Origin of the sequence: Sphingomonas sp. BE123, assembly GCF_031456015.1 — a bacterium.
Classification (GTDB): Bacteria; Pseudomonadota; Alphaproteobacteria; order Sphingomonadales; family Sphingomonadaceae; genus Sphingomonas.
This window is the reverse complement of record NZ_JAVDTW010000002.1, coordinates 883,764-899,221: the sequence shown is the minus strand read 5'-3', so window position 1 is coordinate 899,221 and position 15,458 is coordinate 883,764. Positions and strand designations below refer to the sequence as shown.

Here is a 15,458-nt window from a genome sequence, read left to right as displayed (position 1 = left end):
CGGGGGTAGAAGGAATTTGATGATGGGCGTTGATGGGTTGGATTTCGCGGAGATCGCAGGTGGCGTGAGCCCCGCCTTCGTCGAGACGATGTACGCGAAGTTCAAGGCCGATCCCTCGGCGGTCGAAGCTGGCTGGCGCCAGTGGTTCGAAGGGCTGGAAAGCACCGCGACCGGCCCGAGCTGGGCCAATCCGCGCTGGCCGCTCAAGGACACCGACGCGCTGACCGCGGCGCTCGATCCGACGCAGATGGAGCCTGCGCCCAAGCCCGCGCGCGGCGGCGCCCCGGCCCCGGCGGCAGCCCCTGCCCCCGCAGCGTCGACCGCCGACATCGCGCGCGCCGCGAATGATTCGATCCGCGCGATGCTGCTGATCCGCACCTATCGCGTGCGCGGGCATCTCGCCGCCAATCTCGACCCGCTCGGCCTCGCCAAGCAGGAGCTGCCGGCCGATCTGACGCCGGAATATCACGGCTTCACGCCAGCCGATATGGACCGTCCGATCTTCCTCGGCGGCAATCTCGGCCTCGAAAAGGCGACGATGCGCGAGATCGTCGCGACGCTGCGCAAGAATTACTGCGGCAATGTCGGCCTCGAATATATGCACATCGCCGATGTGGAGGAGCGCCGCTTCCTGCAGGACCGGATCGAGGGCCAGGACAAGGCGATCGAATTCTCGCCCAACGGCAAGAAGGCGATCCTGGCCAAGGTGATCGAAGCCGAGCAGTGGGAAAAATTCCTCGGCAAGAAGTATGTCGGCACGAAGCGCTTCGGCCTCGACGGCGGTGAATCGATGATCCCCGCGATGGAAGCGATCATCAAGTATGGCGGCCAGTATGGCGTGCGCGAGATCGTGTACGGCATGGCGCATCGCGGCCGCCTCAACATGCTCGCCAACGTGATGGCCAAGCCCTATCGCGTGATCTTCCACGAATTCGCCGGCGGTTCGGCCAACCCCGACGATATCGGCGGCTCGGGCGACGTGAAATACCATCTCGGCACCAGCACCGACCGCGAGTTTGACGGGATCAGCGTCCATATGTCGCTGGTCGCCAACCCCTCGCACCTCGAAGCGGTGAACCCGGTCGTGCTCGGCAAGGTCCGCGCACAGCAGACCAACCGCAACGACCTCGAGGAGCATGAACAGGTGCTCCCCGTGCTGCTGCACGGCGACGCGGCGTTCGCGGGTCAGGGCATTGTGTGGGAGTGCCTCGGCTTCTCGGGCATCCGCGGCTACAATACCGGCGGCTGCATCCACTTCATCATCAACAACCAGATCGGCTTCACGACCAGCCCGCAATTCGCGCGCTCCTCGCCCTATCCGAGCGATGTCGCGAAGGGCGTCATGGCGCCGATCTTCCACGTCAATGGCGACGATCCCGAAGCCGTGACCTTCGCGTGCAAGATGGCGATCGAATATCGCCAGAAGTTCAAGCGCGACGTAGTCATCGACATGTGGTGCTATCGCCGCTTCGGCCATAACGAAGGCGACGAGCCGTCCTTCACCCAGCCGCTGATGTACGCCAAGATCAAGGGCCATCCCGGCGTCGCCGACCTCTATGCCAAGCGGCTCGAGGCCGAGGGCGTGGTCGACAGCGGCTTCGCGGCCAAGCATGTCGCCGATTTCACCGCGCACCTCGAGGAAGAGTTCGCCGCTGGCGCGACCTACAAGGCGAACAAGGCCGACTGGTTCGGCGGCCGCTGGACCGGTCTGTCCGCCCCGGTCGATGCCGAAAATGCGCGCCGCAACGTCGAAACCGGCATCGACAAGAAGCTGTTCGACAGCCTCGGCCGCACGCTGACCAGCGTTCCCGAGGGGCTGACCCCGCACAAGACGCTGCTGCGCGTGCTCGATGCCAAGGCGAACATGTTCAAGTCGGGCGAGAATTTCGACTGGGCGACCGGTGAGGCACTCGCCTTCGGCTCGCTGCTGTCGGAAGGCTATGGCGTGCGCCTGTCGGGCCAGGATTCGGGCCGCGGCACGTTCAGCCAGCGTCACGCGGTGTGGGTCGACCAGACCGACGAGCGCAAGTACGTCCCGCTCAACGAAATCCCGCACGGCCGGTTCGAGGTGCTGGACAGCCCGCTCTCCGAATATGGCGTGCTCGGCTTCGAATATGGCTACGCGCTTGCCGACCCCAAGAGCCTGGTGCTGTGGGAGGCGCAGTTCGGCGACTTCGTCAACGGCGCACAGATCATGATCGATCAGTTCATCGCGTCGGGCGAGTCGAAGTGGCTGCGCGCCAACGGCCTCGTGATGCTGCTCCCGCACGGCTATGAAGGCCAGGGCCCCGAGCATAGCTCGGCACGTCCCGAACGCTTCCTGCAGCTGTGCGCGGGCGACAATATGCAGGTCGCGAACGTCACCACCCCGGCGAACTATTTCCACCTGCTGCGCCGCCAGATGCACCGCACCTTCCGCAAGCCGCTGGTGATCATGACGCCCAAGTCGCTGCTGCGCCACAAGCTGGCGGTGTCGAGCGCCGACCAGTTCCTCGGCGACACGCACTTCATGCGCATCCTGTCGGATCCGTCGGCCCCGGCGGATCAGGATGTGAAGCGCGTCGTGCTGTGCACCGGCAAGGTCGCGTACGACCTGATCGAGGCGCGCGATGCGGCGGGCGACAAGAACACCGCGATCATCCGCATCGAGCAGCTCTATCCCTTCCCCGGCGATCCGCTGGTCAAGCGCCTCGCGCGCATGACCAATGTCGAGGAAGTGGTGTGGGCACAGGAAGAGCCGCGCAATAACGGCTATTGGTTCTTCGTCGAGCCGTATATCGAGGCATGCATGGTCGAGGCAGGCATCAAGCCGCAGCGTCCGCGCTATGCCGGTCGCGCCGCGGCGGCATCGCCCGCCACCGGCCTGATGAAGCGTCACCAGGCCGAACAGGGCGCGCTGATCGCCGATGCGCTCGGCCATAATGTGCGCGAGGAAATCCGCCGCGCACGCACCACCGAAGACCCCAAGACCGCCGGCAAGGCGGGCGCCTGATTCCCCAGGAAGGACCCAACGAGATGGCCACCGAAATCCTCGTCCCCGTGCTGGGCGAATCGATCACCGAAGCGACGCTGGGCGAATGGCTCAAGCAGCCGGGCGAGCCCGTCGCGGCTGACGAGCCCGTCGCCAGCCTCGAGACCGACAAGGTCTCGGTCGAAGTTCCCGCGCCCGTCGCTGGCGTGATGGGCGCGCATGCCGTCGCGGTCGGCGACACCGTCAATGTCGGCGCGCTGATCGGCACGATCGAAGCCGGCTCTGGCGCCGCCGCACCGGCGCCTGCCGCTGCCACCCCGGCCCCCGCGCCCGCCGCCGCCGCGCAGCAGGCGCCCGCCGAGCCCGCCGGCGAAGCCGCCGCCGCCCTCTCCCCGGCCGTGCGCCGCGCGGTGCTGGAGCATGGCGTCGATCCTGCGACGATCACCGGCACCGGCAAGGATGGCCGCATCACCAAGGAAGACGTGATCGCCGCCGCCTCGTCCAAGCCCGCCGCCGCCCCGGCTGCGGCTCCGGCCCCGGCTGCGACCGCCGCCGCCCCGGCAGCATCCGGCGGCCGCAAGGAAGAGCGCGTGCGGATGACCCGCCTGCGCCAGACCGTCGCCCGCCGCCTGAAGGATGCGCAGAACACCGCCGCGCTGCTCACCACCTTCAACGACGTCGACATGACCGCCGTCATCGAAGCGCGCGCCAAGTACAAGGATCTGTTCGAGAAGAAGCACGGCGTCCGCCTCGGCTTCATGGGCTTCTTCGTGAAGGCCGCGTGCATGGCGCTCAAGGACATCCCTGCCGTCAACGCGCAGATCGACGGCGATGAGATCGTCTATCACGACTATGCCGACATCTCGGTCGCGGTCAGCGCGCCGCAGGGCCTGGTCGTCCCCGTGATCCGCGACGCCGACCAGATGAGCGTCGCGCAGGTCGAAAAGACGATCGGCGACTTCGGCAAGCGCGCCAAGGACGGAACGCTCAAGATGGAAGAGATGAAGGGCGGCACCTTCACCATCTCCAACGGCGGTGTGTTCGGATCGCTGATGTCGACCCCGATCATCAACCCGCCGCAGTCGGCAGTGCTGGGCCTCCATCGCATCGAGGACCGCCCGGTCGTCCGCGACGGCCAGATCGTCATCCGCCCGATGATGTATCTCGCTTTGTCCTACGACCACCGCCTGATCGACGGGCGTGAGGCCGTCACCTTCCTCGTCGCGCTCAAGAACGCGATCGAGGACCCGACCCGCCTGCTGATCGACCTGTAATTTGGTAAGGAACTAAAGCGTGCGGCGCGCTCTGTACGTGGCCATCACTATTGCGGCCCTGTTGGTTGGGCTGGCAGGCGGATGGCTGCTACAGAAGGAAAATCTGATCGACGCTTGCCTTGATGCTGGCGGCCGATGGGAACGCAGCGGCTCATATTGCTCCGGTGCATGAGGCCGGACAAACGCCGAGACACGGCGAACGGAGTAGAAAATGGCTGAATACGACTTCGACGTCCTCGTGATCGGTGCCGGGCCCGGCGGTTATGTCGCGGCGATCCGCGCGGCGCAGCTGGGCCTCAAGACCGCTTGCGCCGAGGGTCGTGAGACGCTGGGCGGCACCTGCCTCAATGTCGGCTGCATCCCGTCCAAGGCGCTGCTGCACGCGTCCGAGCTGTACAATGAAGCCGCCAGCGGCGCGCTCGCCAAGCTTGGCGTCAAGCTCGGCAGCGTCGAGCTCGACCTCGACGCGATGCACGCGCAGCGCAAGGAAGCGGTCAAGGGCCTGACCGGCGGCATCGAATATCTGTTCAAGAAGAACAAGGTCGAATGGCTCAAGGGCTATGCCGCGTTCACCGGCAAGGATTCGGTCCAGGTCGGCGACCGCACCGTCCGCGCCAAAAACATCGTCATTGCCACCGGCTCCAGCGTCACTCCGCTCCCCGGCGTCACCGTCGACCAGCAGGTCGTGGTCGACTCGACCGGCGCGCTTGAGCTCGCCAAGGTGCCCGAACATCTCGTCGTCATCGGCGGCGGCGTGATCGGGCTTGAGCTGGGCAGCGTGTGGCGCCGCGTCGGCGCAAAGGTCACCGTGGTCGAATATCTCGACCAGATCCTCCCCGGCTTCGACGGCGACGTGCGCAAGGAAGCGCAGAAGCTGTTCAAGAAGCAGGGCATCGAGTTCAAGACCGGGACCAAGGTCACCGGCGTCGCGGTCAATGGCGGCAAGGCAACGATCACCGTCGAACCCGCCAAGGGTGGCGACGCGGAAACGATCGAGGCGGACAATGTCCTGGTCGCGATCGGCCGTCGTCCCAACACCGACGGCCTCAACCTCGAAGCCGCCGGCCTGACCGTCAACGCGCGCGGCCAGATCGAGGTCGGGCACGAATTCGAAACCGCGGTCGACGGCATCTGGGCAATCGGCGACGTCGTCCCCGGCCCGATGCTCGCGCACAAGGCCGAGGATGAGGGGATTGCGGTCGCGGAGAATATCGCGGGCCTCACCGGCATCGTGAACCACGACCTGATCCCGTCGGTCGTCTACACCATGCCCGAAATCGCCGGCGTCGGCCTCACTGAGGAAGCGGCGAAGGAAAAGGGCGAGATCAAGGTCGGCAAATTCCCGATGGCCGGCAACAGCCGCGCCAAGACCAACCATGAGCCCGATGGCTTCGTGAAGGTCATCTCCGACGCCAAGACCGATCGCGTGCTCGGCGTGTGGATCATCACCAGCCTCGCCGGCACGATGATCGCGCAGGCGACGCAGGCAATGGAATTCGGCGCGACCAGCGAAGACATCGCCTATACCTGCCACGCCCATCCGACGCACAGCGAAGCGATCAAGGAAGCGGCGATGGCGGTCACGGGCAAGCCGATCCACATCTGATCCGTGCTCACGGCAGCGAAGCGGGGGGTGCGGCCGGATCCCGACCCTGCCCCCTTGCTTCGCTTGACGCGGCTGCGTGCCAGCACGCACCGGGCGGTCCCCTAGGCCGGCTTTAAGGTCCGCTTTACCCGCCAACGGCTAGCGTCGCGGCATGGCTAGGGTGACGCGACACATCTTTGGTGACATGTCGATCACCACGCGCACCGCCATCCTCTTGTCGGCGCTGGTCGGCGCGATCTTCATCATCGCCGGCATTTTCGCCTTTCGCGACACCGATCACCGCGCGCGTACCGCGGGGCTTGCCAATCTCGATCATTATGCGCGTCAGGTCGCGCGGCAGCAGGATGAGCGCTTCGCCCGGATCCGCGCCGTGCATCAGCGTGCCACCCAGCTGCTCCGCGCCGAGCTTGCGACCAATCCGACCTTGGGCACGCCAGCCACCTTCGATTCGCTGTTCGCGCCCGATCCGCGCGGCGGGCGACGCAGTGTTCCGGCGCTGTTCGACGGCGGCGTGACGCCGATGGGCTATGTCCGTGGCGTCGGCGCGATTGTCCCTGGCGAGCCCGATCCGCAGCAGCGCCGGATGCTGTCGGCGGCGGTCCACACCGTCCATGCGCTGGGCGAGGCGGTGCATCCGGGGATGGAAAGCCTGTACCTGTTCACCCCGCGCAACGATCTCGTGATCTTTGCCCCGGCCCGGTCCGACCGGCTGAACTTCTACCGCAAGGATGCGCCGCCGGATTTCGATTTCCAGAGGGAAGAACTGGCGACCATCGTGACGCCGGCGGCCAATCCCGCGCGGGCGATGCGCTGCACCGCGCTGCGGCACATCCTGTCGGATCGCAAGGGCGGTACCTGGACCACCGGCTGCATGACCCCGGTCGACCTTGGCGGGCGCCATGTCGCCGCATGGGGCACCAGCATCCTGCTCGACCAGCTGATGCTCGCCGGGGACTTTGGCGACATTCGCGGCGCCGATGTCATCCTGATCTCGCGCGAAGGGCGGCTGATCTATCACCCCGGCTATACGCGTCAGGCCCAGCCCGGCCCCGAATCGCTGCTCGACCTGACCCGAACCGCCGATCCCGCGCTCCAGGCGCTGTGGCGTTTCGTCCGTGAGTCCGGCAACCGCCCCTTCCTTGGCGAGGCGCCCGCGATCGATTCCTTCGTCGCGCTGCGCCGGATCGAGGCGACGGGATGGTATGTGCTGGTCCGCCAGGACCGCGCGGTGCTCCACGCCGACACATGGCGCACCGTCGGCCGCATCGCGATGACCGCGCTGGTCTGCCTCGTGCTGCAGGCGCTCGCCATCTTCCTGCTGATGCGCTGGCAGGTCGGCGTACCGCTTCAGGCGCTGATCGAACGGACCCGCCTGATCACCCGCCGCACCGCGCCGGCCCGTTTTGTCGAGCGCGAGCGGCTGACCAGCCCGGATGAGGTGGTCCAGCTCACGCATGATTTCGACCTGATGGCCGAACGCGTGTTGAGCACCCAGGACGAGCTGGAGCGCAAGGTCGCGCTGCGCACCGATGCCCTGCGCAATGCCAACAAGGCGTTGAAGGTCGAAGCCACGCGCGACCCGCTCACCGGCATCCCCAACCGCCGCCACCTGATGACCGAGATCGAGGCGCGGCTGGCCGTGCTTGGCCCGGACGATCATTATCTGCTCGCGATCGATATCGACCAGTTCGACCGGATCAACGCCGAGCATGGCCGCGCCGCCGGCGATGCGGCGCTGACTCAGGTTGCAAATGGCATCGTCGCGCTGCTGCGCGACGGCGATCTGTGTGGCCGCATGGGCGGTGGCGAGATCGTCGCGCTGATCCGCGCCAGCTCCCAGGCCGATGCCATGGCCGTTGCCGAGCGCGTGCGGTTCGGCGTGACAATGCTCGAATCGCCCGGCCGACATGGCGCGATGATCCGCATGACGGTCAGCGTCGGCGTGGCGCGCGCGCGCGATGGCGACGGATGCGATTCGCTCTATGCGCGCGCCGACGCCGCGCTGTGCGAAGCGAAGCAGCGCGGGCGCGATCGCATCTTTGCCCATGTTCCGGACCCGCGCCCGATCGCGCCGCCCGACATCCGCCCGTTCGTGTCAGTGTTCGGCTGAGCGCGGCGCGCGCGACAGGCCAGCCGCAACCAGCGTCAGCCCAGCGGCCGCCGCCGCAGCGATGAACAGCGCCGCATCGTCCGCGACCTGCCCGACCCGGGCCCCCAGCACCACGCCTGCTGCAAAGCCCAGCCACAGCGCCAGATGCGGCACGAACGCCCAGCGCTGCGGGTCGCCCATCAATGCTCCCGCCAGCCGCTGCGCCATCCGCACCAGCGATCCGGTCATATAGGATACGCCGATCGCCACCTCGCCATCGCGCGCGAACACGCCATTCTCCATCCCCATCGCCGCCGCGACCAGCAGCAGCGGCAGCGGACCGGGGACCAGCATCCACAGCACCGCCGCACCGGTCAGCGTCACCGTCACCGCCGCCAGCACCGCGACCTTGCGCCGCGCGGCAAAGCGGCGCGCGATGATGGTCGCGGCCATCACCCCCGCGACAAAGGCCAGGATCAGCGCCGCGGCAAGCAGCGCGGTTCCGTCCGCCAGCCCGATCCCGACGCCCAGCCGGGTCGAATTGCCGCTCATGAACGACACGAAATAGCCGCCGAGCCGGGTAAAGGCGATGGCATCGACAAAGCCGGCCAGGGCGGCCAGCGCGACGGCAAGACCGATCAGGCGGGGCGGATAGTCTTTCATCCGCCCCATTCTCCACAGGCGCATCACCGCGCCAAGCGGGAAATCGCATCGCCGATTGAACCGAACGCAGGATCGAGCGCACCTTGTCGGCATGAACGGGGAAACACGTGCAGTTGAGCGGGCCACCGATGCCTGGCTGGTCGTCGCGGCGCAGGCCGGGGACCGGCGCGCGATGGCGCGGCTGGTCGCGCGCTGGCACCGCCGGCTGGTGGCGCATGGCTGGCGGCTGACCGGCGACCGCGCGCTCGCGGAGGAAGCGGTGCAGGCGGCGTGGATCGACATCGTGCGCGGCTTGAACGGCCTGCGCGACGAGCGCGCCTTTCCCGCCTGGGCCTATCGCATCGTGACGCGCAAGACCGGGGCCGCGATCGGCGACCGGGTCGCGGGCCGCGCGCTCGCCACCGCGCTCGAGGATGCCCCCGTTCCCGCGCCGCCCGGCCCGGACGCATCGGTCGAGCAGAGCGACCTGCGCCGCGCCGTCGCCGCGCTCCCGCCCGGCCATCGCGCGGCCGTGGCGCTGCACTATTTCGAGGGGCTGAGCATCGCCGAAACGGCGGTCGCGCTCGGCATTCCCGCCGGAACCGTCAAGACCCGCCTGATGCACGCCCGCGCCAGGCTCAGAACCCAGTTGGAAGGAGACTCCGATGCGTGACCATGACATCGACGCCGCGATCGCGGCCGAAGAACGCGAATTGCTGCGCCAGATCGGCGAAGAGCCCGGCTATCTGACGCAGGTCGGATCGCTGTTCGGCGGCAGCCTCGGCTGGACCAGCGCGGTCGTGCTGGCCGCACAGACATTGCTGTTTTTCGCCGGCGTCTATGCCGCCTGGCATTTCTTCGCCGCGACCGAGGCGCTGGAGGCGCTGCGCTGGGGCCTTCCCGCGATGACGTTGATCCTCGTCGCGACGATCTTCAAGGCAGCAATGCTGCCCGTGCTGCACATCCAGCGCGTGCTGCGCGCCCTTGCCCGGCTCGGGGTCGGCGGGCCACGTTGACCCGGGCCACGCGGAGTGGGACAGGACAGCCATGTCCCCCACCCCGCTCCCGCTCGGCACCGTCCTGCCCTGGCTCGACCTGTTCGGCATCGCCGTGTTCGCCGCGACCGGTGCGCTCGCCGCGGCGGGGCGCGGGCAGACCTTCGTCACCGCCGCCTTTTTCGCCCTCATCACGGGGGTCGGCGGCGGCACGATCCGCGATCTGCTGATCGGCGCGCCGGTATGGTGGGTGCACCATCCGTTTGTCGCCGCCTTGTGCCTCGGCGTCGCAGGGATCATCTGGGTCACGCCGCAACGCTGGTGGCAGGGTCAGGGCTTCGACTGGCTCGACGCCCTGGGCCTTGCCGCCTATGCCGTATTCGGCGCGGCCAAGGCGCTGAGCTTCGGCATTCCGCCGGTCCCGGCGATGCTGATGGGGGTGCTGACGGCCTGCGCCGGCGGCATCATCCGCGACGTGCTGGCGGGGGAACCCTCGATCCTGATGCGGCCGGAACTTTACGTCACCGCCGCCGCGCTCGCCTCCGGGCTCCACGTTGGCCTGACGCTTGTGGGCCTGCCGCTCTACGTCGCCAGCCTCACCGCCGCGAGCGCTGGCTTCGCACTGCGCGCCGCCGCGATCCGGTGGAAGCTCGCCCTCCCCGCCTATCGCGGCGGACTTTAGGGCGCCGTCAGCCAGGCGATCGCATCGTCGCGCGTGTCGAACATGCGGATATCGGGCCGCACCTGCTGCAGGCGCCGCACCTGCAGCCGCGCCATCGCGGTCACGACGACAAACGCGACCTTGCGCGCCCAGATCGCGCGGACCGCCGGGTGGTCGAGCGTGCGCACCATCTGATCGATTGTGGCGCGCGGCATGCCGGCAATGGCGCTGCCATCGTACAGTGTCGCATGCTGGCCGATATCGGGCCCGAAACTCTGAATCGCGGCACGCAGATCTTCGCCGACCCAACCCGATTCTTCCGGCTCGTGCATCGCGAGCGCGGTCAGGATCAGCAGCTTGCGCGCGCGATCGACCTCAAGCCGGTAGCTTGGCTGCTCGTCCATGGTGCCATTTTAGCAGGGGACATCGCCAAGATGCTCGCGCTGCGGAAAAAATATGCGGCCGCGTCAGCCGCGCACCAGGCCGATCTCGCTGAACGGGCGCGGCTCGACCGGGGGGACCATGCTGTCGTTGAGGTGGCACTGCCAGATGCCGATGTCGATCCAGCGGCCTTGCTTGAACCCGATTTCGCGCAGCTGGCCGGCGCGACGAAACCCGGCCTGTTCGTGCATCTTGATCGACTGGTCGTTGGGCAGCGAGATCACCCCGATTGCCTGGGTGAACCCCTGGGCGCGCAACGTGTCGATCAGCGCCGCATAGAGCAGGCGCCCGACCCCCTGCCCCTGCACCGCCCCCGCGACATAGACCGAAGTCTCGACGACATAGCGATAGGCAGCGCGCTCGCGAAAGCGCGTGGCATAGGCATAGCCCAACACGCCATTGCCTTCGCCATTGCTGGCGACGATCCACGGATACAGCCCGCCCGATGCCTCCATGCGCCCACGCATCGCGCGGGCGTCGGGGGGATCGAATTCGAAACTGACCGTGCCGGTCAGCACATAGGGCGCATAGATGGCGGCAATCGCCGCGGCGTCGCTCGGCACCGCGGCGCGCAGCTGGACCGGGGTCACCAGCCCAGCTTTGCAATCACCACATCGATCAGCCGCGCATCGGCCTGCGCCGTCGGGCCGGCCATCGGGCCATAGGCGGCGCATTCCAGGCAACGCGCCTGCATCGACGATGCACCGGCCAGGCGGCGGGCATCGCCCAGCGCCTGCGCCAGCACCGCGCGCCGCCCGGCGGCCAACCGCGCATAGATGTCGCCGCCGCTTTCGGGCGCCGCTTCTTCCTCGTCATCGCCGCTGCCGGTGGCAAAGCCGGCGATCAGCTGGTCGAACCAGCCCGGCTCCTTTTCAAGATGCACGGCATGCACCTTGGCGGGGTCGAGCTTGGCGCGCTTGGCTGCTTCGGCTACGGCATCGTCCAGATTGCCGAACCGGTCGACCAATCCCAGCTGACGCGCCGTGCCGCCGTCCCACACCCGGCCCTGGCCGATCTCGTCGACTCGCGCGGTGGTCATCTTGCGCGATGCCGCGACCAACCCGATGAACCGGCGATAGCCCTGCTCGATCCCCGACTGCAGAACCCGGTTCACTTCCTCATTGGTACCGGCATAGACGTCCGGCTGGCTGGTCAGCGGCGTGGTCTTCACGCCATCGGCGGTCACGCCGATCTTGGCCAAAGTGTTCTCGAAGGTCGGCAGGATGCCAAAGATGCCGATCGAACCGGTGATCGTGTTGGGCTCGGCAAAGATCACGTCGCCCGGGGTCGATACCCAATAGCCGCCGCTCGCCGCCAGGCTGCCCATCGACACCACGACCGGCAGCCCCTTGGCCTTGGCCTGCAGGATCGCCTGACGGATCCGTTCCGACGCCAGCGCCGAACCGCCCGGCGAATCGACGCGGACGACCAGGGCCTTGAGTTCCTTTTCGGCCAGCGCCTTGAGCATCAGATTGGCGATCGTGTCGCCCGCCGCGACGCCCGGCCCGGCCTTGCCGTCGACGATCTCGCCGGCGACGGTCAGGACGCCGATCGCCTCGCCGCTCTTCTTGACCGGGTTCGCCTGCAGCCAGTTTGCCAGCTTGATCGTCTTGTAGCTGCCGGCCGGCTTGTCCGAATCCGCCCCGGCGATCTCGGCGACACGCTTGCCGAACGCCAGCCGGTCGCCCAGCTTGTCGACCAGGCCAAGCGACAGGTTCATCTTGGCAAAGTCGCCCTGTGCGGCGGCGACGGCGTCGGCCGGACGGGTCAGCAGCGGTTCGATCCGCGCCTTGGGCCGCGCCTTCTTCACCGCTTCCTGCCACTGGCCGAAAATCGCGCCGTACAGGGCTTCATTGGCCTCTTTTGCTTCGGGCGACTGCCCGGTCAGCAGATAGGGCTCGACCGCCGACTTGAACTTGCCGACCTTGTAGACATTGGTCGTGACGCCCAGCTTGTCGATCAGCCCCTTGTAATAGAGCCGCGACCCGCCCGGCCCGCTGAACAGCGTACCGCCCATCGGGTCGATCCAGATCTCGCTGGCATTGGCGGCGAGCAGGTAGCTCGCATCGCTATAGGCGGTGGCATAGGCCAGGACCGGCTTCTTCGCGTCGCGAACGCGGCGAATCGCCTCGCCCACTTCCGCGACCGCAGCGGGATAGCCGCCCATGAACCGGTCGAGGTCGAGCACCACCACCTTGACGCGGGCATCGTCCTTGGCCGCGTCCAGCGCACGCACCACGTCGCGCAGGCGATGTTCGCGCATCACCTCGCCACCGGCCAGGCCGGCAAAGGGGTCGGCTTCCGCCGGCTGCTCGACGATCGTGCCGTCCAGCGCCATCAGCAGCGCGCCGTCCTTGACCGCCGCCGGGTTGGGCTGCGCCGACAGCAGCGCGAACAGCGCCCCGAAGAAGAACAGCATGAACAACAGAACCAGGGCATCCTTGATGCCCACCAGCAGCTTCCATGCGCCGCGTACCAGTTTCACTGTCATGCTCCTTCGGATTGCCCCGGGACGATTGACGCACAGCCATCGCCTTTGGGCAAGGCATAAAGACACTGTGTTAACATCGCAATACAGGCACGCATGCCGTCCGCTCGCCCCTGACATTTTGCGTCACCGTCGCTGCACACCCGTTGACGCGTCGCAGGGGCGTATCCATATGCGCCCTGCTGGCACTCGCGGAGGGTGAGTGCCAACAAGCCATCAACCACTGTTCAGGAGTGTTCCATGAACTTTCGTCCGCTGCACGATCGCGTGCTGGTCCGTCGCGTCGAAGCCGAGGAAAAGACGGCTGGCGGCATCATCATCCCCGACACCGCCAAGGAAAAGCCGCAGGAAGGCGAAGTCGTCGCCGCCGGCTCGGGCGCCAAGAACGAGAAGGGCGAAGTGACCCCGCTCGACGTCAAGGCCGGCGACCGCATCCTGTTCGGCAAGTGGTCGGGCACCGAGGTCAAGGTGAACGGCGAAGACCTGCTGATCATGAAGGAAAGCGACATTCTCGGGATCGTCGGCTGACCGCCGGACACCGCTCGAAAACGTCAGTTTCGTCAACTTCCAGATTTTGAAAGGGTAGCCCCATGGCAGCCAAGGACGTAAAATTCAGCCGCGACGCGCGTGAGCGCATCCTGCGCGGCGTCGACATCCTCGCCGACGCAGTGAAGGTCACGCTGGGCCCGAAGGGCCGCAACGTCGTGATCGACAAGAGCTTCGGCGCCCCGCGCATCACCAAGGACGGCGTCAGCGTCGCCAAGGAAATCGAACTGAAGGACAAGTTCGAGAATATGGGCGCGCAGATGGTCCGCGAGGTCGCCTCGAAGACCAACGACGTCGCCGGCGACGGCACCACCACCGCCACCGTGCTCGCCCAGGCGATCGTGCGTGAAGGCATGAAGTCGGTCGCGGCCGGCATGAACCCGATGGACCTGAAGCGCGGCATCGACCTCGCGGTGACCAAGGTCGTCGCGGACCTGCAGTCGCGTTCGAAGCCGGTTTCGGGCTCGAGCGAGATCGCCCAGGTCGGCATCATCTCGGCCAATGGCGACCGTGAAGTCGGCGAGAAGATCGCCGAAGCCATGGAAAAGGTCGGCAAGGAAGGCGTGATCACGGTCGAAGAGGCCAAGGGCCTCGAATTCGAGCTGGACGTCGTCGAAGGCATGCAGTTCGACCGCGGCTATCTCTCGCCCTACTTCATCACCAACCCCGAGAAGATGGCGGTCGAGCTCAACGACCCGTACATCCTGATCCACGAGAAGAAGCTGTCGTCGCTCCAGGCGATGCTGCCGATCCTCGAGGCGGTCGTGCAGTCGGGTCGCCCGCTGCTGATCATCGCCGAGGACATCGAGGGTGAGGCGCTGGCCACGCTCGTCGTCAACAAGCTGCGCGGCGGCCTCAAGGTCGCAGCGGTCAAGGCTCCGGGCTTCGGCGATCGTCGCAAGGCGATGCTCGAGGATATCGCGGTCCTGACCAAGGGCGAAGTGATCAGCGAGGATCTCGGCATCAAGCTCGAGAGCGTCACGCTGGGCATGCTCGGCACCGCCAAGCGCGTGTCGATCGACAAGGACAACACCACCATCGTCGATGGCGCCGGTGAAGCCGAATCGATCAAGGCCCGCACCGAGCAGATCCGTCAGCAGATCGAAGTCACGACTTCGGACTATGACCGCGAAAAGCTGCAGGAGCGCCTCGCAAAGCTGGCTGGCGGCGTTGCCGTCATCAAGGTCGGTGGCGCTTCGGAAGTCGAAGTGAAGGAGCGCAAGGACCGCGTCGACGACGCGCTGCACGCAACCCGCGCTGCGGTCGAGGAAGGCATCGTCCCCGGCGGCGGTACCGCGCTGCTCTACGCGACCAAGGCGCTCGAAGGCGTCAGCGGCGTGAACGAGGACCAGACCCGTGGCGTCGACATCGTCCGCAAATCGCTGACCGCACTGGTCCGCCAGATCGCGGCCAATGCCGGTCATGACGGTGCCGTTGTCTCGGGCAAGCTGCTCGACCAGAACGACACCGCCTTCGGCTTCAACGCTTCGACCGACACCTATGAAAACCTGGTCACCGCCGGCGTGATCGACCCGACCAAGGTCGTTCGCACCGCGCTCCAGAACGCAGCCTCGGTCGCCGGTCTGCTCATCACCACCGAAGCGGCGGTGAGCGAGCTGCCGGAAGACAAGCCCGCCATGCCCATGGGCGGCGGCGGCATGGGCGGCATGGGCGGCATGGATTTCTGATCTGACACGGCCTGGGCCAGGTGCGCTTGGCCCAGGACCCGCGCAGATCGGATCGTC

13 protein-coding genes are annotated in these 15,458 nt (G+C 67.1%); 9 read left to right on the top strand and 4 right to left on the bottom strand.

Annotation, left to right across the window (positions count from 1 at the left end):
• Positions 1-22 precede the first annotated feature (22 nt).
• The 4 genes from J2Y54_RS12450 to J2Y54_RS12435 all read left to right on the top strand — a co-directional run bounded on the left by J2Y54_RS12450 (position 23) and on the right by J2Y54_RS12435 (position 7,961).
• A complete protein-coding gene (locus tag J2Y54_RS12450) occupies positions 23-2,992 on the top strand; it encodes a 2-oxoglutarate dehydrogenase E1 component (protein WP_310041302.1) in 2,970 nt (989 codons plus the stop codon).
• 23 nt (positions 2,993-3,015) lie between these two features.
• Positions 3,016-4,245: a 2-oxoglutarate dehydrogenase complex dihydrolipoyllysine-residue succinyltransferase gene (gene odhB / locus J2Y54_RS12445; RefSeq protein ID WP_310040092.1), complete on the top strand. Its 1,230-nt coding sequence runs from the start codon at positions 3,016-3,018 to the stop codon at positions 4,243-4,245.
• Positions 4,246-4,456: 211 nt separating this feature from the next.
• On the top strand, positions 4,457-5,851 hold the full coding sequence (lpdA, locus tag J2Y54_RS12440; protein WP_310040091.1) for a dihydrolipoyl dehydrogenase: 1,395 nt from the start codon (positions 4,457-4,459) through the stop codon (positions 5,849-5,851).
• A gap of 160 nt (positions 5,852-6,011) precedes the next feature.
• Entirely contained in the window at positions 6,012-7,961 is a 1,950-nt protein-coding gene (locus J2Y54_RS12435) for a diguanylate cyclase domain-containing protein (RefSeq protein WP_310040089.1), read from the top strand.
• On the opposite strand, the gene J2Y54_RS12430 is transcribed toward J2Y54_RS12435, so the two are convergent.
• Positions 7,947-8,603: a DUF1275 family protein gene (locus J2Y54_RS12430; RefSeq protein ID WP_310040088.1), complete on the bottom strand. Its 657-nt coding sequence runs from the start codon at positions 8,601-8,603 to the stop codon at positions 7,947-7,949. The two genes, J2Y54_RS12435 and J2Y54_RS12430, sit on opposite strands and share 15 nt — an antisense overlap.
• A 91-nt stretch (positions 8,604-8,694) precedes the next feature.
• On the opposite strand from J2Y54_RS12430, the gene J2Y54_RS12425 reads away from it, so the two are divergent.
• From J2Y54_RS12425 to J2Y54_RS12415, 3 genes are read left to right on the top strand one after another with little or no spacing between them, the layout of a single operon-like run.
• Positions 8,695-9,255: an RNA polymerase sigma factor gene (locus J2Y54_RS12425; RefSeq protein ID WP_310040086.1), complete on the top strand. Its 561-nt coding sequence runs from the start codon at positions 8,695-8,697 to the stop codon at positions 9,253-9,255.
• Positions 9,248-9,598, top strand: a complete 351-nt coding sequence (locus J2Y54_RS12420; RefSeq protein WP_310040085.1) for a DUF6768 family protein — start codon at positions 9,248-9,250, stop codon at positions 9,596-9,598. The genes J2Y54_RS12425 and J2Y54_RS12420 overlap by 8 nt, the downstream gene beginning before the upstream one ends.
• Before the next feature lie 31 nt (positions 9,599-9,629).
• Positions 9,630-10,259, top strand: coding sequence for a trimeric intracellular cation channel family protein (locus J2Y54_RS12415; protein WP_310040084.1), 630 nt, complete (start codon positions 9,630-9,632; stop codon positions 10,257-10,259).
• Here J2Y54_RS12415 and J2Y54_RS12410 read toward each other — a convergent pair.
• The 3 genes from J2Y54_RS12410 to sppA all read right to left on the bottom strand — a co-directional run bounded on the left by J2Y54_RS12410 (position 10,256) and on the right by sppA (position 13,164).
• Positions 10,256-10,642 (bottom strand): hypothetical protein, encoded by a 387-nt coding sequence (locus J2Y54_RS12410; protein WP_310040082.1) that lies wholly within the window; start codon positions 10,640-10,642, stop codon positions 10,256-10,258. The genes J2Y54_RS12415 and J2Y54_RS12410 overlap by 4 nt on opposite strands.
• A gap of 63 nt (positions 10,643-10,705) precedes the next feature.
• Positions 10,706-11,269 (bottom strand): GNAT family N-acetyltransferase, encoded by a 564-nt coding sequence (locus tag J2Y54_RS12405; protein WP_405052915.1) that lies wholly within the window; start codon positions 11,267-11,269, stop codon positions 10,706-10,708.
• The gene (sppA, locus tag J2Y54_RS12400) at positions 11,266-13,164 is read right to left on the bottom strand and encodes a signal peptide peptidase SppA (RefSeq protein ID WP_310040080.1); all 1,899 of its coding nucleotides are present in this window, start codon (positions 13,162-13,164) and stop codon (positions 11,266-11,268) included. The genes J2Y54_RS12405 and sppA overlap by 4 nt, the downstream gene beginning before the upstream one ends.
• Before the next feature lie 243 nt (positions 13,165-13,407).
• On the opposite strand from sppA, the gene groES reads away from it, so the two are divergent.
• Complete coding sequence (gene groES / locus J2Y54_RS12395) at positions 13,408-13,695, top strand: co-chaperone GroES (RefSeq protein WP_310040078.1); 288 nt, start codon at positions 13,408-13,410, stop codon at positions 13,693-13,695.
• Between the two features lie 62 nt (positions 13,696-13,757).
• The gene (gene groL, locus J2Y54_RS12390) at positions 13,758-15,401 is read left to right on the top strand and encodes a chaperonin GroEL (RefSeq protein ID WP_310040076.1); all 1,644 of its coding nucleotides are present in this window, start codon (positions 13,758-13,760) and stop codon (positions 15,399-15,401) included.
• The last annotated feature ends 57 nt before the right edge of the window (positions 15,402-15,458 follow it).